We start from the raw sequence: 15,484 nt of genomic DNA, 5'->3' as shown, positions 1-15,484 counted from the left end.
CGCCTCCTAACGGTTGAGTCGCCAGATGTGGGTGGACAGCACGGTGGCGAACCCGCACCACAGCGGATACGGCGCCAGCGCCAGTCCGGCGCGGGGATCGGCTTCGGCGGCGCGTCTGGCGAGATCGGTGCTGCTGGCCGTGAGTGCGGCGGCACCCAGGGCGGCGGCACCTAGTTTGTGGTGGTGGAAGAACAACCAGCTCCAACCGGCGTTGAGCACCAGGTTGATGCCCAGCGCGGTGGCGTACCGGCGGGCCTTGTCCGGCTGCCCGGCCGCACGGAACCGGTCGATGGCCACCGCGGAGGTGGTCGCGATGTCGGTGTAGAGGGCGGTCCAGGCCACCGGGAACACCACGCTGGGTGGCTGATAACGCGGCTTGCGAATTCGGGCGTACCACAACGGCGTTCGGCCCGGACTTGCGATGGCGCCGGTGCCGGCCGCCGCGGCGACGGCCAGTCCGGTCCCGGCCAGAGTTGACTTATTCACGTTGATTCCCTTCGGTTTTGACCCTCGACGTCGGGTCGGGTTCGCCAGACGGCCGCCGGCCACCAGATGCGGTCCCCGCTCAGCGCGAACAGTGCGGGGATAACCAGCGTGCGCACGATGAAGGTGTCCAGCAGGATGCCGAGACCGACGATGATGCCCAGTTGGGTCATCACGATCAGCGGCAGCACGCCGAGCACGCAAAAGACCGCAGCCAGCACAATTCCCGCGCTGGTGATCACCCCGCCGGTGGCCGACACGGCACGGACCATTCCGTCCCGGGCCCCGTGGCCGGCGGCCTCCTCGCGAGCGCGGGTGACGAGGAAGATGGTGTAGTCGACGCCCAGTGCGGCCAGGAACAGGAACGCGTAGAGCGGAGTGGTGTTGTCCAGGGCGGGAAACCCGAACACCTGCATACTCGACCAACCGCCGAGACCGAGTGCAGCCAGCGCGCCCAGGATGGTCGCCGCCAGCAACATCGGCGGCGCCAGGGCCGACCGCAACAGGACGTAGAGCACCAACAGGATGACCGTGAGGATCGCCGGAATCAGCACCGTCCGGTCGCGGGTCGCGGCATCGCGCACGTCGAGGGCCTGGGCGTCGGGTCCGCCGACCAAAGCCGCCGAGGTCACGGATTTGGTCGAATGCCGCAGCGCGGCAATGGTGTTGAATGCTTGCGGGGAGGACGGCGGGGCGTCGATCACCACCGACCATCTGCTCAACCCCGCCGCCGGAGCGCCTGCAGGTTCGGCCGAGACGACGCCGGGGGTGGCGGAGATGGCCTGCTGCACCCGGGCGGACTCTGCGGTGGGGGCGATGACTTCAGTCGGATTGGCCGAACCGGCCGGGAAATGCGCCGCGACGATGTCGAACCCGGTCACCGAATCCGCTGTGACGCGAAACTGTTCGGTCTGGGAAAGGCCGATGCGCACGGTGAACAGCCCGGTCGCCAGCACGGCCAGCAGCAGGATCGTGGTGGACGCGACCAGTGCCGGTCGACGGGCGACGTGTGCGGCAACCCGGTGCCAGAGTCCGGTATCGACGGCGGTGGTGTGGTCGGGTTGCGGGATGAACGGCCAGAACAGCCGCCGTCCGAACAGCGCCAGCAGGGGTGGCAGCAACACCAGCACCGAGACCGCGGCGACGACCAGACCGCACGCCGCGAGCGCGCCCAGACTGCGGGTGCTCGGTGTGACGGCGAAAATCAAGGTGAGCAGCGCCAGCACCACGGTGGCATTGCTGGCCACGATCGCCGGACCGGCCGTCCGGACGGCTCGGCGTAGCGCGTCGCGGTGCTCGGCGTGCAGCCGAAGTTCCTGCCGGTAGCGCGAAATCAGTAGCAGCGCGTAGTTGGTGCCGGCGCCGAAGACCAGCACGCTGGTGATTCCGGACGTCGCCCCGTCGAAACTGAGGCCGGTCATGGACGCCACCGCGGTTCCCACCGCCGCCGCGACCCGGTCAGCCAAGCCGATCACAGTCAGCGGTACCAGCCACAGCACCGGCGAGCGGTAAGTGGCGATCAGCAGGAACGCCACCACGGCGGCGGTCACAATCAGCAGGGTGATGTTGGCATTGCTGAACGCGTTGGCGATGTCGGCACCGAAGGCCGGCCCGCCGGTGACATGAGCCGAAAATCCTTCGGGCAAGCCATTGTTGGCTGCGGTGCGCAACGTGGCGACAGCATCGTGCAGGTCCAGTCCGGAAAGGCCGGCACTGATCGGCACCACCCCGATGCCTGCCTTGGCGTCAGCCGAGACGAATGCGGGCACCGGAGCCGTTGCCGGTCGGGCGACGGCACGCATCCGATCGCGGGCCTGTTCGGTCGCGCGCTGCAGCGCGGCGGGGTCGGGTGCACCGGCCTCGGGACTGCTGACCACCACGATCAGCGGTACCTGGTCGCCACCGGGAAACTGGGCGGACAGTTTGGCTACCTTCGCTGAATCCGAATCTGTCGGCACCGATGACGGCGCCTGGCTTGCCGCTGCGTTCCCACCGATGAGTGCCATGAAACCGGCCGCCAGCAGAAAGACCCCTAGCGCGAGAATCCACGAGCGTCGGGCGGTCACTGTCGCAGCGAGTCTATCCCACACCAGCCAAGCATTTCAGTCGCTGAAACATTAATCAACTGAACTGAGGGCCGAATCGCGCTATGCTCCGGATCGCCATGGATCCGCACGTGCAGGCTGACGGACGCGACGCGTTGGAGTCGCAGATTTCGGCTGACCTGCGGGAGCTGACGAACGAGTCCGACCAGATCGGCCGGCATTTCGCGGTCTCCCATGATGTGCGCCCCAATGATTTTCGCGCCCTGCTGCACATCATGGTCGCCGAAACCGCCGGCGAGCCGATGACATCGGGTGACCTGAGTCAGCGCATGGGCCTCTCGGGTGCGGCGATCACCTACCTGGTGGACCGGTTGATCGACTCCGGTCATGTTCGCCGCGATTCCCATCCCGACGATCGGCGGAAGGTCATCCTGCGCTATGCCGACCCGGGTCTGGTGACCACCCGTTCCTTCTTCACCCCCCTGCGCCGGCACACGCAGTCGGCCCTGACGGACCTGCCCGACGCCGACCTGGCAGCCGCGCACCGGGTGTTCACGGCACTGATCGCCGCGATGCGCCGCTTCCAGCAGGAGATGGGACCCCCGAAATCCTGAGTCAAGGCGTTGTCGCGCTGACAGATTCGATCAGGTGCGGTCGTCCGCGTTGAGGCTCGCAGCGAGACCTTCCGGGTCGGCAACGGTCACCGTGAGCGCCGAATGGTCCTTGAGTCCGATGACGCGCGGGATGCTCGGCTCGAAGTGGATGCACACCCCGGCCCGGGCGTTGGTCCCGAAGGTCAGTCCGTCGTCGACGAACGACAGGCGCGGCCCGACCGCGGTCCACCAGCGGTACGGGCCGGCCACGTGCGCCTCCCGCACCCAGGAGAGCGGCACGTCGACGCGAAACGGCCCGTAGCGCGCCAGGAATCGGCCGTCGTCGGTCAGTGTCACGCCCTGGCCGCCCGGCCACCGGAAGGGCAGCCAGAGCGGTGTCAGCCGGCCGTCGTAGCGGTAAGGGAAGTGCCGGCCGGGCTCGTCCTGGAATTTCATCGCACCACTCCGATCACAGTTCGCGGACGGCTACCGGGCCAGTCGCTGAAGCATCTGCCGGCGCCCCACCAGGGCGTCGTCGATGAATTGCAGTGCTTCGGGCACTGATCTGACCAGTGAGAGACCGTGGTCGCCGACGATCCGCAGCAGCGGACGCAGGGCGACACCGCTGACGATGCCGCAGTAGAGGCCTGCGGTGTGGTGCTCGTGGTGCAGAGCCAGCAGGCGCTGGAAACCGTCCAGGCCCAGAAACCGCAGCCGGCTCAGGTCCAGAATGAGTGGCGTGCCCACCTTGGTGAATCGGCGCAGTTCCATGGCGAAGCGGTCAGCGTTGGCCGCGTCGACTTCGCCGTCGACGCACACGACGGTGGCCAGGCCGCGCGAATACACGAACAGGTGCGCCTCGCCGCAGTCGACGACGTAGCGGAGACGGTTTTCGGCGGGTGAATTCACAGCGTGCATCGGTGGGCCTATCGAGTGGTTTTGAGAATTAAGGGGCTGGGCGGGAAGTCTGCTCGTCCCGTGGATGTCAGCTGTGTACTCAACTGTGTACAGCGTAGCCGCAGTTGCGGAAGTGCGGCGGCCGGCGCTGCGATATATGCGCAATAACGCTGCCGCACAGCCAATTACGGAGATATGAACGCAGAGCCGACCGCCGCGGCAGTTGTCGGGGAACGATGCCGCGGCGGACGGCTCTGGGCAACTGAACGGCCCCCGGCTGCGGGGTCGGGTTCAGTCATCGCGAGCATAATCAAACTTTCTTAACCGTTCAACAAATTAACAGCTGTCCGAAGTGCAGGGTAGGGTTGATTTCGGCGCACCAACGCCCAGGGCCGACTTCGGCCCGCTCGCCCGCAGTACTCGCGTCAGGGCTGGGTCTGTCCCGTTCGAGAGTGGGTACTACCAGATGATGGACGGTGGGGAAACGATATGTCGGTGTTCGGATCACTCGGATCGATGATCGGTCAGATCATCGAGGGTGTGGGTTCCGTGGTGGGTTACCGCCGCGGCACTGAGGAGCCGGCTTACAGCGCGCAGAAGCTGTCCGACGCCGTGGAGATCCGTACCTACGGAGCGCGCATCGCCGCGCAGACGACGGTCACTGCCGACGAGGAGGCGGCGCGCAGCATGGGCTTCCGTCGGCTCGCCGGGTATATCTTCGGGGCGAACCACGTCCGCGAGAAGATCGCGATGACGGCCCCGGTAGCGCAGCAATCCGCCGGCGCGCAGCGGACACGGAGCGGTGCGAAGATCCCGATGTCGGCGCCGGTCGCGCAGGAGTCCGCCGGTGAGGGCCAGTGGGTGATCCGGTTCTTCATGCCGTCGGCGAAGACGATGGACACGCTGCCGGAGCCCGACGACGACCAGATCTCGTTGGTCACGGTGCCCGAGCAACACATCGCGGTCCGCCGCTTCAGCGGCAGCCCGGCTCGCCGGGAGGTTGCCGCGCAGACCGCAAAGTTGTTGAACACGTTGCGCGAGTTCGGATTCGAACCGACCGACGCGCCGGCGGCATGGTTCTACGATCCGCCCTGGACCATTCCGGCGCTGCGCCGCAACGAAATCGCCGTGCCCGTCAGCGCGAGCGCCTGAGGTCCCATGACCGGTGACCGGGGTGAGATGAGGACGCGAAAACGTCGCCACATCGACGTGTGCCTCGCCGAGGACGTGTCCTACCACCAGGTGACGACGGGGCTGGAACGCTACCGCCTGCCCTACAACGCGTTGACCCAGACCAACCTCGAGGACGTCGACCTGTCCGTGGACTTCATGGGCAGCCGACTGTGCGCGCCGGTGTTGGTGGGCGCCATGACCGGCGGTGCCGAACTGTCCGGGATCATCAATCGGAATCTGGCCACCGCCGCGCAGCGGCTCGGTATCGGAATGATGCTCGGTTCACAACGGGTGATGCTGGACAGTGCGCGGGGGGAGCGGGCAGCCGGCAGCTTCGCGGTGCGCGACGTCGCGCCCGACGTGCTGCTGTTCGGCAACATCGGGCTGTCGCAGTTCACCAAGGACGCGGTGCCCGACATCGTCGGCGCGCTCGACCGGGTGGGAGCCGATGTGCTTGCGGTACACACCAATCCGTTGCAGGAAGCGATGCAGCAGCACGGCGACACCGACTTCGCCGGGTCACTGGACCGGCTGCACGACGTGGCCCCGATGCTGGACTATCCGGTGCTGCTGAAGGAAGTCGGTCACGGGATCGGGGCTGCGGCCGTCGCCCAATTGCTGCGTTGCACGGGTGAGCAGCCGGTGGCGGGCATCGACGTCGCGGGCGCCGGCGGCACCTCGTGGTCGCGCGTCGAGCAGTTGGTCCGCTACGGCGAGTTGCGCCATCCCGATCTGGCCGAGTGGGGCATCCCCACTGCCCAGGCGCTGCTGGAGGTCCGTGCGGCGCTGCCGGAGATCCCGTTGGTTGCCTCCGGCGGAATTCGCACCGGGATGGACGCCGCCAGGGCGCTCGCGCTGGGCGCCGACGTGGTGGCGGTGGCGCGGCCGCTGCTGGGCCCGGCGATCGAATCTGCCGGTGCCGCAACGGATTGGCTGCAACGGTTCATCGACGAGCTGCGGATCTGTCTGCACGGTTGCGGGGCGGGGGATCTGCGTGCACTACGCGGCCTCGGCGCGCTGCTCGTCATCTGAGGTATGGCCACGGTATGGCGGTAATCCTGGCTTACGGCTCGCCGGCCCTGGGGCACCTGTACCCGATGGCCGCGCTGCTCGTCGAACTCGTCGCGCGCGGCCATCAGGTGCACGTGCGCACCATGGCAAGCGAAGTTGTCACCATGTGCCGGGTCGGCGTGCGGGCCGAGGCGGTCGACCCCCGCATCGAGTCCGTAGTAGCCCACGACTGGCTGGCCGGCGGTGCTCTGGGCGTGCTGAAGAATTCGATCGACGTGCTGTGCCGCCGGGCGGTGTTCGAGGTCGACGATCTGCGCGACGCGGTCGCACGGGTGCGTCCCGACGCGCTCATCGTAGACGCGAACTGCTGGGGTGCCATCTCGGCGGCTGACGCCGGCGACATTGCGTGGTCGATCTTCTCACCGTTCACGCCGTATCTGCGGTCGCGGGGGACGCCGCCGTTCGGCCCGGGTCTGCGACCGCTGCCCGGAGTCCTGGGCGCCGCGCGCGACGCGACGTTACGGCCCGTGGTCCGCCATCTTTTCGATCGCCCGGTGCTGCCCCGGATCAATGCCCTGCGCGACCGACTGGGCGTGCGGCCGATCCACTCCGTAGACGAGCTGATGCGTCGGGCGCCGCTGCTGCTCGGCGTCGGCGGTGAGCCGTTCGAGTATCCCCACCCGGACTGGGGTGATGCGGTGCATTTCATCGGTGCGTGTGTCTTCGAGCCGCCCGCCGCGCGGGCGCCCGGCCGGCTGACCGATAGCGAGGGTCCCCTCGTACTGGTCAACACGTCGTCGATCGCCCAGGGCGATGCGAAGTTGGGTGAGACGGTGTTACGCGCGTTCGCCGACCAGCCGGTGCATGTGGTCGCGACTTTCCCGGCCGGCGTCCCCGCCGATCTGTGCCGGCCGGCCAATGCCACCGTGCGCCGGTTTCTGCCGCACGGGCCGCTGCTGGATCGCGCGATCTGCGTCGTCACGCACGGCGGGATGGGAACGACGGTGAAAGCCCTCGACCGGGGGGTGCCGGTGTGCGTGGTGCCGTTTGCGCGCGACCAGGCCGAAGTCGCGCGCCGGGTGCAGGTCGCCGGCGCCGGCACCCGGCTGCCACCGAGACGGCTGACCCCGGCACGGCTGCGCAAAGCCGTGCTGGAAGCGGTCGCGATGGCACCGGGGGCCAAGCGGGTCGCGGCGGGTTTCGCCGCCACCGGCGGCGTGCCGCGCGGCGCGGAGCTGGTCGAACAGCGGCTGCTCTCAGCCGCGCGGCGCGGCGCTGCGGGCCGACCCCTGCCGTCGTCGCGGACGTGTGCCGTCGCGTCCGAGCTCGGCTGAGGCATCCGGCTTGCGCAACTCCTCCTCGAACGTCGACATCGCTGCGAGCATGCTTTGGAAGACGCGGTGTGCGGCGGTGAGGTCGGTATCGCTCAGGTCGGCCATGGCCGCCCGCAGATGAGCGCCGAGTGGGGTGAAGAATGCGTGGGCCAGCGTCATTCCGCTGTGCTCGTAACGCAGCAACCACTTGCGCCGGTCGTCGGGGTCGGGTTCGCGCCGGATGTGTCCCGCTTCGATCATCCGGTCGACGAGATAGGTGATGGCCGGCGGCGAGACGTTCATCCGCTGCCGTAGTTGCGCCAACGTCAGGGGCTTTCCTGCGGTTTCGGCCACCATGATGTGCAGCAGGGCGTGAAAATCGCTGCTGCTGACGTCGTTTGTCCGCGCGAAGTGCCGCCCTATCCGATCCGATTTCGCGGTGATCGCCCGCATATCGGCCGACAGCAGCTTCTCCAACTCCGCCCGCGCGGGCGCAGCCTCATTGGCGCGGTTTTTCGTCAACGACCTGGATCCTCCATCAGATGCTTAGGGTACGCGGTCTGAGCAGGGCAGGTGGGTGCGGCGCAGGTCCGGACGCTATGTCCGGGTCGGGTCGTGACCCCAGTTCATCAACGAGTAGCGCCACCGCGAGTCCTCGATGCGGCCCTGCGGGCGCTGCGCCAGGTGCCGTTTGGCGTAGCCGAGCACCTTGCGCATGTGCTTGTAGTCGTCGTCGTCGAGGTCGGCCCGCTTGGTGCGCAGGATGTCGACGATCCGCCGACCGCTGGCGTGACCGGTGGCCTCGCTGCTTTGTCGTTTCTGGCCCACGGAGCGTGATTCGTCTGAGTCAAGCCACTTCTCGAGCTCGCGTGCCGTCATGTTGACGGTCTGCTTGAACTCCTTCCAGGTGGTTTCGTTGTCCTTGGCGGCCATCACTTGCCTCGTCGCTTCAGCGCACCGGGCTTGTGGACGGCGTCCTTTCCGGTCTTGTCACTGCGCACCTTGTACTGCGGCTCGTCCTTGGACGCCTTGACTTTTCGGCCGGCCGTCTCGGTCTCCGACGTGATCTTCTTCTCGACCTTGCCTTTGACGTTCTGCCCGTGGCTCTTCCACTCGACTTTGTCACCTTTGCTCAATCGCTTGTCGCTCAATTCAATTCACATCCTCCACTGGCGATTTCCGGTCGGATACCCGGCTCCGGTTCGGTGAAACTGATCGGCGGGCCCGGGTGTGCGCAACACCCAGTGCGACCCAGGAGACCGCGGCGGCGACGAAGGCCAGCAGTTGGGCAGTGCCGGTGCGATGTGCGGGGTACATGACCCCCGCGACATAGCGATCGGTGAAGCCGGTGGTAGGCAACGAATCCATGCCGGCCCGGGCCCTGGCCCACTCTTCCAGGGTGGTCAGGGGACAGGGATAGTTGCGGGTGACCACCGCCGCTCCCCAGCACACCGTCGGCACGTGCAGCCACAGGGTGCGTCGCCACCGCAATGCCAGAAAGCCACCGCTGGGCAGATAGAGGAGATAGGCCAGATGCGTGGCGACGGTGCAGACCACGAGGGCCGAATATGCTTTTCTCATCGCAGCTTCCCGGCAGGCTGGGGGCAGACGTCAGCCGGCGCTGTCATGGCGCAACCGATAGCGGCGCTCGGCGTAAGCGAGGTCGTCGCGCCACAACCGGTTCGCTGCGTGGCGCATCAACGGAGTGATCAGCGGCGCGACCTTGAGTGCCGCCTGGAACCCGGGACGCTGGGACTGGGCGACGACAGCTTCGATCACCGCGACACGGGGCAGCCCGTCCGCACCCGAACCGATTGGCGTGGCATGTGTTTCGACCACGCTACCGGCGCCCTCGCCCTCCACGATGCGCATCACGATGGTGCGCGCGTCCGGACAGCTGAATTCGGCGATCGTCGGCACGCCCAGCCGTCCGATGCGGAAGGTGACCGAGACCAGGAAGCGGTCGTCTTCCTCGGTCGGTGCGGTGAGCACCTCGAGCTGGGTGAACGAATAGGGGTGAAACCAGCTGCCGTGCCACGGGTCGAGCCGGTTGGCGATGATGTCGCACGGCTCGCAGGTGCCGACCAGCCGGGTAACGGCCGGCAGGGTGTCGCCGGTGGGCCGGGCGGGCACCACCGGCATGTCCCGCGGCGCTTCCCCGCCCACCGAATCCAGCCGCACCCAGGCCAGCACACCGTCGTCGAAGCTGGGCAACGGTGCCCAGCCGAACTTGCAGGTGCTGCCGTCGAGGGCCAGCCCGTGCCAGCGGCAGAACAACACCCCGTCGGAGACGGTCCCGGTGGCCAGCTCGGCACCGAGGTGCGGGCAGCTGCCGGGTCCGACCCGCAAGAGACCCCGCCGATCGCGCCAGGCGACGATCTCGACGCCGGCGACGCGCGCGCCGTGGGCGCGACCGGTGCGCACGTCGCGACTTGCCGCGAAGACATACCAGTTGCCGGTCGCCCGGCGCTGGGATCGATCCAGCGCGTCCTCGATGATGCGGGGCTGCGCCTGGCCGTAGGTCGGTCGTTGGCGCGTCCACGGCGTAGGTGGAATCACTTGCAGCGGCCAATCTTTCGGCCACCGACGGCGGATCTGGTCACCAGCGCTCATGGCCACCTGCGTCCCTGTCGGCCCGCGAGCGACCGCAGCAGCGCCGATCGGCCGCGGACCGGCACGGTGCACAGTTCGTGGCCGTGCAGGCCCCAGTGCGCAAGCAGGTGGTTGGCCGCCAGCCAGCCGGTGGTGGCGGCGCGCTCCATCAACGCCACCGGCAGGTCCACCCGGATCCCGTCACCGGCCAGCGCCAGCCCGGGCTGCGGGGTGACGACCGTCGGCCGTCGGGTGTAGGTGCCCGGGGTGAACAGCGGGCAGTCGCTGCGCCGCAACACCTGCTGATGCACGATGCCGGCCGCGGCGGTCTCGGAATACAGCTTGTGCAGCTGGCGGATTGCGTCGTCCGTGGTGAACGTCGGATCCATTGCATAGCAGTGCAATTCGACTACGGATCCGTTGTTGTCGCGGGCCCAGCCGGCGGCCTGGCTTTCGTAGCGCTCCAGCACGCTGATGTTGTCCAGCGGGGGATGACCGGACGTCCCGAGGAAGGGCGGTCGGTCGGCGCGGACCGGGCGGTTCAGCCAGAGGCGGTGCACCACGAACGGGGGAGCGGTACGCAACCGGCGGATCTGGCTGCGCCACAGTTCGCTGCCCAGCTCGTTCGACGCGGCCACAATGTGCTGCAGCCCGCGCACGTCGGCGGCCAGGACCACCCCGTCGGCATCGAGCGGATCGGACGAATCCGTGTGCACGCGATACGCTTTCGGGCCGTCGGTGTCCAGGTGTTGAACTTCGGTACCGAGCCGGAACCGTACCCCACGTTCACTCAGGTAGTCCCGCAGCGGATTCCACAGGCTCGTTTCGAAATTGGCGGCGGCGACGTCGAAGATCAATCCTTCGCTGGACCCCAGGAAGTAGATGTGGAACATGGTCGCCAACTCCCCGGCCGAGAGCTGCGCGGGTTCGGCGAAAAAGCTGCGCGAGAAAACCTCGAACGCGAGATGCCGTGCCGATTCCGGGAAATTGATGCTCTTCAAGAAGGTGTCGGCGTCGAGGTGATCCAGCTGGTGATAAATCTCCGGCACCGAGACGGCCGCCAGCGGCGCCGCGGCCGCGGGGTCCAGCCGCACCAGGTCGGCCAGCCGAAACGTCGGGCTGCGCAACGCGAACAGCAGTGCGTTCCACGGTGGTGTGCGGGGCAGCCCCCGGAAGGTGTCGCGCCGGCCCGCGCCGTCGATCAAGGGGTAATCCTCGACCGGTGTCAGCATGCGCAGTTGCGGATCGACCCGTCGCAGCAGCTCCCTGAGGTTGTAGTACTGGCGGAAGAAGGCGTGAAAGCCACGGTTGCAGGCCAGTTCGGCACCGTCGATCTGCTCGGTCCAGCCACCCACCCGGCCGCCGAGGTAGTGCTCTTTTTCCACCACCTCGACCGCGATACCGCGCTCGGCGAGCCCGGTCGCGGCGGCCAGCCCGGCGATGCCGCCGCCGATCACGACCACGCGTGGCTGCGCCGAAAGCGCTGTGGCGTCGGGCAATCCGGGCGAGGCGGGGTGGGTGCACCGGCGGCGATCGGTCATTGCGGTGCCCTGCCCAGGAAAGTGTGCACGATATTGCGTTCCCAGCCCGGCATGGTCTCACTGCGTACCGCGCCGAACCCGGCGTCGGACATGCGGCGCCGGAACGCGGCCGCGCCATCGAAGGCCAGCACACTGCGCCACAGGTGACGGTAGAGCGTGGTGCTGCGGGTTCGCCACAAGCCGGCCGGGATGATGATGCCCCAGCAGACGGCGTGCCAGATGCGGGTGGCGACGGCCGAGTCGCGCACCGAGTATTCGTGCACCGCCAGGGTGGCGCCAGGCTTGAGCAGGGTCGCGAAGGCGCGCAGTTGGGCGTCCGGATCGGTCAGATTGCGCAGCAGGTAAGCCGCGAAGATGCCGTCGAACGGCCCGGTGATGTCGTGCTGGCCGAGGTCTTCGATACGCGAGTGCACGAAGCGGACGTTGGCCGGCCACGATTTCGCCCGCGCTGCGTCCAGCATGCCGCCGGCCGCGTCGACGGCGATGATGTCCGCCTCCGGAGCGGCGGTGAGCAGCGCAGCCGTCGACGCGCCGGTGCCGCAGCCGGCGTCCAGGATGCGCAGGCCACGTCCGCGGTCCGGAATGCCCATGCGGCGCACCGAAAGTCGCAGGTTGCTGTGATAGCCGGGGTTGGCGCCCACCAATCGGTCGTAGGCGTCAGCGCCGACGTCGAAGGCGGCGGGGACGTCGCCGCGGGACAGTCCCGTCTTATTCATGGTCACCCCGTTCCCGTTGCCGCTCCCACAACAGCAGCACTGCGGTGACCAGTGCGAAGCCGAACAAGAAGTCCTCGATCGGGATGTCGAACGGGAAGCGCAGGCCGCTGGTCTGTCGTTCGTTGTAGATGACGATCGGGTCGCTGAGCTTGGTGAGCCAGCCGTCGACCGGGATCTGGAAACCCAGCACGATCACCATCGACAGCCAGTAGGCGGGTCGTCGGAACAGTCCGGTGCGCAACACCGCCAGTTCCAGTGCGCACACGCCCACCACCGCGACCACCGCGGGCAACGTGTAACCCAGACCGGTCATCGGCGCCTGCTCCAGTCCAGGATCGTGGACACCGCGTTGTAGGTCAGCAAGCCGCACAAGGGAATCACCACGAAGAACAGCACCTCCTCGAGGGGAATGCGGGGCGGGACGTGGATGCCGACGATGTACCTGTCGTCATACGTCCAGATCCCCAAGGCTATCGCCACCGCATCCCACACCAGAAACACCGCGGCCACCGGCAGCAGCGAGCGGACGACCCGGCCGGCCCTGCGGTACACGCCACGGCCGAAGATCTCCAGCGGCGCGGTGATCAGCAGGCACAGGCCGAGCACCACCAGATACTGCCAGCGATCGCTCATGCGGCACCGGACCTTCGGCGCTGCGGGCCGGTCCCGGCGTGGGTGAGGCGCGCCCGCCACGACCGCAACAGTGCGCCCCCGGCGACCTGAAGCCGTCGCGTCGTTGCGACGGTCGCGCGTTGGCTGAACACCGAGAAGTCGCTGTCCTCAATGCAATCCAGGATCTCCGAGTACAGCGTCAGCGCGGTAGCCACGCACGGACGTGACCGGGGTGCCAGCAGCGGAATGCCGCCGGCGGCGAATGCGTAGATGTCCCGGGTGATCTCGTGCTGCGCTGCCAGGGCGTTGCGCACCCGGGCATCGGTGCGGCGGTGGTCGTGGCACCACCACAGCAGTTCGCGGTCCACGCCGTGCGCGGCGAGTTCGTCGGCCGGCAGGTAGATCCGGTTGCGCAGCAGGTCCTCGTCCACATCGCGCAGGAAATTGGTGAGCTGGAACGCCTGGCCCAGCGCGGCCGCGTACGGCGCGGCCTCGTCCCGGTCGGCGACGGTGCCGAGCACCGGAAGCATCTGCAGGCCAATGACTTCCGCGGAGCCGCGCATGTAGCGGTTGAGCGCGGCCCGATCGGGATAGTCGGTGACGGTCAGGTCCATTCGCATGGAAGCGAGGAAGTCCTCGAACAGATCGTTGGCGATTTGGTAGCGGCGCACGGTGTCGTCGACCGCGATGAGGACGGGTTCGTCGCGGCACCCGGCGCCGGCGAAGAATTTCTCCGAAAGTTGTTGCAGCCGATCGGCCCGCGCGTCCACATCGAGATCGGCGTTGAATTCGTCGAGGATGTCGTCGGCGTGGCGGGCGAAGGCGTACAGCGCGTGCACCGCGGGACGCTGGTCGGGAGCCAGCAACCTGGTGGCCAGGAAATAGGTGCGGCCGTGCTCGGCGGCGATCTGCCGGCAGCGCCGGTAGGCGGCGCGCAACCCGGGATCGTCGATGCCTGCGGCGTCCAATTCGGTGCGGATCACGGCAATCGGGCTTTCAGGTCGATCGTGCTCGGCGACCGGGCCGGAACCCCGGTGATGCGGTCGGCGGCCAACCGTCCGGAGATCAGCGTCGTCGGAACACCGACACCCGGCACGGTCGACGACCCGGCCAGCACCGCGTTGTCGATTCCGCGTACCAGGTTGGCCGGCCGGAAGGGACCGGTCTGGGCGAAGGTGTGCGCGAGCGCAAACGGACTGCCGGCCGTCATGCCCTGCCGGGCCCAGTCGGCGGGCGTGTCGAGGTGCAGCAGTTCGACCCCGTCGCGCAGGTCCGGCAGCAGCCGTTGCGCCACCGCCTCGAGCATGCTGTCCGCGTAGGGGTGCGCCGCGGTGGACCAATCGACCCGCCGCCGGGACAGGTTCGGCGCCGGTGCCAGCACATAGAGCAGGTCGCGATCGGCCGGTGCCAGGCTCGCGTCACTGGCGGTCGGACGAGTCACCAGCAGGGACGGATCCCGCATGACCCGGCCGTCTCGGACGATGTCGGTGAAGGTCTGCTCCCAGGCGTCCCCGAACAGGATCGTGTGGTGCGCGGTCTGGGACGGCACGGCGCGACAGCCGACGTGCAGGACCACCGCCGACGGCGCCGCGCGAAATGGCAGGATCCGTCGTGGTCGCCGGCCCAGTAGCCGGTAGGTGAGCGGCAGTTCGGTGGTCAACACCACCGCGTCGCACGGTATGCGCTGGCCGTCCTCGGTGAGTGCCGCGGTCACCCGCCCGTCGCTGCGCTCCAGATCGGTCACCGTTGTCCGGTAACGGAATTCGACACCGGCACCGGCGGCCACCGCGGCTAGTGCGTCCGGCAGTGCCCGCACGCCGCCGCGCGGGAAGTACACCCCCGAGACGGTGTCCATGTAGGCGATGACGGCGTAGACCGCCAGCGCGTGCTGCGGTGCGACCCCGGCGTAGAGCGACTGGAAGGTGAACACGCGCCGCAACAGCGGATTGCTGATGTGTCGTTTGACCATCGTCTCCCAACGGCGGAATCCGCCGATGGCCGTCAGCTTGGCCAGCTGCGGAGTCAGCATGGACAGCGGCGAATCGAAGTTGGCGTCGATGAATCCGGCGAACTCGGTGCGGTACAAGTTGTCCAGCCATTGCCGCAGGGCACGGTAGCCCGCCGCCTCGCCCGGGCCGCCGAACTCCTGCACCGCCGCGGCCATCCGGTCGGCGTCGCTGTGGACGTCGATGCTGCTGCCGTCGGCGAACTTCGCCCGGTACGCCGGATCGATGTGCAGCAGCTCCAGGTGCCGGTCGCTGGATTCGCCGACGGCGGCGAACGCCTCGTCGATGATGTCGGGCATGGTGAGCACCGTGGGCCCGGTGTCGATCTGATAGCCGCCCACGTCGCGCCGGCCGGCCCGCCCCCCGGGCCAGGGCTCGCGCTCCAGCACCGTGACCTCGCGGCCGCGGCCGGCGAGATGCAACGCCGCGGACAGTCCGGAGAACCCTGCGCCCACGACGACGACGCGGTCCGTCTTCCCTGGCACCGTGCGCATCAGCGGTC

19 protein-coding genes are annotated in these 15,484 nt (G+C 68.2%); 4 read left to right on the top strand and 15 right to left on the bottom strand.

The window, feature by feature from the left end; translation table 11 throughout:
• Positions 1-6: 6 nt before the first annotated feature.
• Entirely contained in the window at positions 7-486 is a 480-nt protein-coding gene (locus tag ACZYZ9_RS15565) for a TspO/MBR family protein (RefSeq protein WP_463827136.1), read from the bottom strand.
• A complete protein-coding gene (locus ACZYZ9_RS15560; protein ID WP_463827191.1) occupies positions 483-2,576 on the bottom strand; it encodes an MMPL family transporter in 2,094 nt (697 codons plus the stop codon). The genes ACZYZ9_RS15565 and ACZYZ9_RS15560 overlap by 4 nt, the downstream gene beginning before the upstream one ends.
• Before the next feature lie 56 nt (positions 2,577-2,632).
• On the opposite strand from ACZYZ9_RS15560, the gene ACZYZ9_RS15555 reads away from it, so the two are divergent.
• Positions 2,633-3,142, top strand: a complete 510-nt coding sequence (locus tag ACZYZ9_RS15555) for a MarR family winged helix-turn-helix transcriptional regulator (protein WP_463827135.1) — start codon at positions 2,633-2,635, stop codon at positions 3,140-3,142.
• 30 nt (positions 3,143-3,172) lie between these two features.
• Here ACZYZ9_RS15555 and ACZYZ9_RS15550 read toward each other — a convergent pair whose 3' ends face one another.
• Both ACZYZ9_RS15550 and ACZYZ9_RS15545 read right to left on the bottom strand, forming a co-directional pair.
• Complete coding sequence (locus ACZYZ9_RS15550; protein ID WP_463827134.1) at positions 3,173-3,577, bottom strand: hypothetical protein; 405 nt, start codon at positions 3,575-3,577, stop codon at positions 3,173-3,175.
• Positions 3,578-3,607: 30 nt separating this feature from the next.
• Positions 3,608-4,030 (bottom strand): STAS domain-containing protein, encoded by a 423-nt coding sequence (locus tag ACZYZ9_RS15545; RefSeq protein ID WP_463827133.1) that lies wholly within the window; start codon positions 4,028-4,030, stop codon positions 3,608-3,610.
• A 483-nt stretch (positions 4,031-4,513) separates the two neighbouring features.
• Here ACZYZ9_RS15545 and ACZYZ9_RS15540 point away from each other — a divergent pair, with 483 nt between their 5' ends.
• The 3 genes from ACZYZ9_RS15540 to ACZYZ9_RS15530 are packed head-to-tail and all read left to right on the top strand — an operon-like array spanning position 4,514 to position 7,536.
• Positions 4,514-5,170 carry an SOUL family heme-binding protein gene (locus ACZYZ9_RS15540; RefSeq protein ID WP_463827132.1) on the top strand — a complete coding sequence of 219 codons (657 nt, stop codon included), beginning with the start codon at positions 4,514-4,516 and terminating at the stop codon, positions 5,168-5,170.
• A gap of 6 nt (positions 5,171-5,176) precedes the next feature.
• On the top strand, positions 5,177-6,223 hold the full coding sequence (gene fni / locus ACZYZ9_RS15535; RefSeq protein ID WP_463827131.1) for a type 2 isopentenyl-diphosphate Delta-isomerase: 1,047 nt from the start codon (positions 5,177-5,179) through the stop codon (positions 6,221-6,223).
• A gap of 14 nt (positions 6,224-6,237) precedes the next feature.
• Positions 6,238-7,536, top strand: a complete 1,299-nt coding sequence (locus tag ACZYZ9_RS15530) for a glycosyltransferase (protein WP_463827130.1) — start codon at positions 6,238-6,240, stop codon at positions 7,534-7,536.
• Here the strand turns inward: ACZYZ9_RS15530 and ACZYZ9_RS15525 are convergent.
• The 11 genes from ACZYZ9_RS15525 to crtI all read right to left on the bottom strand — a co-directional run bounded on the left by ACZYZ9_RS15525 (position 7,459) and on the right by crtI (position 15,476).
• Complete coding sequence (locus tag ACZYZ9_RS15525) at positions 7,459-8,037, bottom strand: MarR family winged helix-turn-helix transcriptional regulator (RefSeq protein ID WP_463827129.1); 579 nt, start codon at positions 8,035-8,037, stop codon at positions 7,459-7,461. The two genes, ACZYZ9_RS15530 and ACZYZ9_RS15525, sit on opposite strands and share 78 nt — an antisense overlap.
• Before the next feature lie 75 nt (positions 8,038-8,112).
• On the bottom strand, positions 8,113-8,448 hold the full coding sequence (locus tag ACZYZ9_RS15520) for a DUF3140 domain-containing protein (RefSeq protein ID WP_463827128.1): 336 nt from the start codon (positions 8,446-8,448) through the stop codon (positions 8,113-8,115).
• Positions 8,448-8,666, bottom strand: a complete 219-nt coding sequence (locus tag ACZYZ9_RS15515; protein WP_463827127.1) for a hypervirulence associated TUDOR domain-containing protein — start codon at positions 8,664-8,666, stop codon at positions 8,448-8,450. Before ACZYZ9_RS15515 ends, ACZYZ9_RS15520 begins: the two co-directional genes overlap by 1 nt.
• Before the next feature lies 1 nt (position 8,667).
• Positions 8,668-9,096, bottom strand: coding sequence for a DUF2784 domain-containing protein (locus tag ACZYZ9_RS15510; RefSeq protein ID WP_463827126.1), 429 nt, complete (start codon positions 9,094-9,096; stop codon positions 8,668-8,670).
• A 30-nt stretch (positions 9,097-9,126) separates the two neighbouring features.
• Positions 9,127-10,128: a DUF5914 domain-containing protein gene (locus tag ACZYZ9_RS15505; protein ID WP_463827125.1), complete on the bottom strand. Its 1,002-nt coding sequence runs from the start codon at positions 10,126-10,128 to the stop codon at positions 9,127-9,129.
• Positions 10,125-11,648: an FAD-dependent oxidoreductase gene (locus tag ACZYZ9_RS15500; protein ID WP_463827124.1), complete on the bottom strand. Its 1,524-nt coding sequence runs from the start codon at positions 11,646-11,648 to the stop codon at positions 10,125-10,127. Before ACZYZ9_RS15500 ends, ACZYZ9_RS15505 begins: the two co-directional genes overlap by 4 nt.
• Positions 11,645-12,364, bottom strand: coding sequence for a class I SAM-dependent methyltransferase (locus ACZYZ9_RS15495; protein ID WP_463827123.1), 720 nt, complete (start codon positions 12,362-12,364; stop codon positions 11,645-11,647). Before ACZYZ9_RS15495 ends, ACZYZ9_RS15500 begins: the two co-directional genes overlap by 4 nt.
• A complete protein-coding gene (locus ACZYZ9_RS15490; RefSeq protein ID WP_463827122.1) occupies positions 12,357-12,677 on the bottom strand; it encodes a lycopene cyclase domain-containing protein in 321 nt (106 codons plus the stop codon). Before ACZYZ9_RS15490 ends, ACZYZ9_RS15495 begins: the two co-directional genes overlap by 8 nt.
• A complete protein-coding gene (locus ACZYZ9_RS15485; protein WP_463827121.1) occupies positions 12,674-12,997 on the bottom strand; it encodes a lycopene cyclase domain-containing protein in 324 nt (107 codons plus the stop codon). The genes ACZYZ9_RS15490 and ACZYZ9_RS15485 overlap by 4 nt, the downstream gene beginning before the upstream one ends.
• Positions 12,994-13,959: a phytoene/squalene synthase family protein gene (locus ACZYZ9_RS15480; protein ID WP_463827120.1), complete on the bottom strand. Its 966-nt coding sequence runs from the start codon at positions 13,957-13,959 to the stop codon at positions 12,994-12,996. Before ACZYZ9_RS15480 ends, ACZYZ9_RS15485 begins: the two co-directional genes overlap by 4 nt.
• Positions 13,956-15,476: a phytoene desaturase family protein gene (gene crtI, locus ACZYZ9_RS15475; protein WP_463827119.1), complete on the bottom strand. Its 1,521-nt coding sequence runs from the start codon at positions 15,474-15,476 to the stop codon at positions 13,956-13,958. Before crtI ends, ACZYZ9_RS15480 begins: the two co-directional genes overlap by 4 nt.
• Between the last annotated feature and the right edge of the window lie 8 nt (positions 15,477-15,484).

The sequence above is a fragment of the Mycobacterium sp. IDUB_28 genome (genome assembly GCF_055419285.1).
The sequence above is the reverse complement of the archived record's forward strand: the minus strand, read 5'-3'. Positions and strand labels throughout refer to the sequence as shown.

Coding starts and splice junctions, on each gene's coding strand:
- ACZYZ9_RS15500 (WP_463827124.1), bottom strand. CDS start 11,648: ATGACCGATCGCCGCCGGTGCACCCACCCCGCCTCGCCCGGATTGCCC.
- ACZYZ9_RS15485 (WP_463827121.1), bottom strand. CDS start 12,997: ATGAGCGATCGCTGGCAGTATCTGGTGGTGCTCGGCCTGTGCCTGCTG.
- ACZYZ9_RS15505 (WP_463827125.1), bottom strand. CDS start 10,128: ATGAGCGCTGGTGACCAGATCCGCCGTCGGTGGCCGAAAGATTGGCCG.
- crtI (WP_463827119.1), bottom strand. CDS start 15,476: ATGCGCACGGTGCCAGGGAAGACGGACCGCGTCGTCGTCGTGGGCGCA.
- fni (WP_463827131.1), top strand. CDS start 5,177: ATGACCGGTGACCGGGGTGAGATGAGGACGCGAAAACGTCGCCACATC.
- ACZYZ9_RS15550 (WP_463827134.1), bottom strand. CDS start 3,577: ATGAAATTCCAGGACGAGCCCGGCCGGCACTTCCCTTACCGCTACGAC.
- ACZYZ9_RS15490 (WP_463827122.1), bottom strand. CDS start 12,677: ATGACCGGTCTGGGTTACACGTTGCCCGCGGTGGTCGCGGTGGTGGGC.
- ACZYZ9_RS15555 (WP_463827135.1), top strand. CDS start 2,633: ATGCTCCGGATCGCCATGGATCCGCACGTGCAGGCTGACGGACGCGAC.
- ACZYZ9_RS15530 (WP_463827130.1), top strand. CDS start 6,238: ATGGCGGTAATCCTGGCTTACGGCTCGCCGGCCCTGGGGCACCTGTAC.
- ACZYZ9_RS15520 (WP_463827128.1), bottom strand. CDS start 8,448: ATGGCCGCCAAGGACAACGAAACCACCTGGAAGGAGTTCAAGCAGACC.
- ACZYZ9_RS15510 (WP_463827126.1), bottom strand. CDS start 9,096: ATGAGAAAAGCATATTCGGCCCTCGTGGTCTGCACCGTCGCCACGCAT.
- ACZYZ9_RS15495 (WP_463827123.1), bottom strand. CDS start 12,364: ATGAATAAGACGGGACTGTCCCGCGGCGACGTCCCCGCCGCCTTCGAC.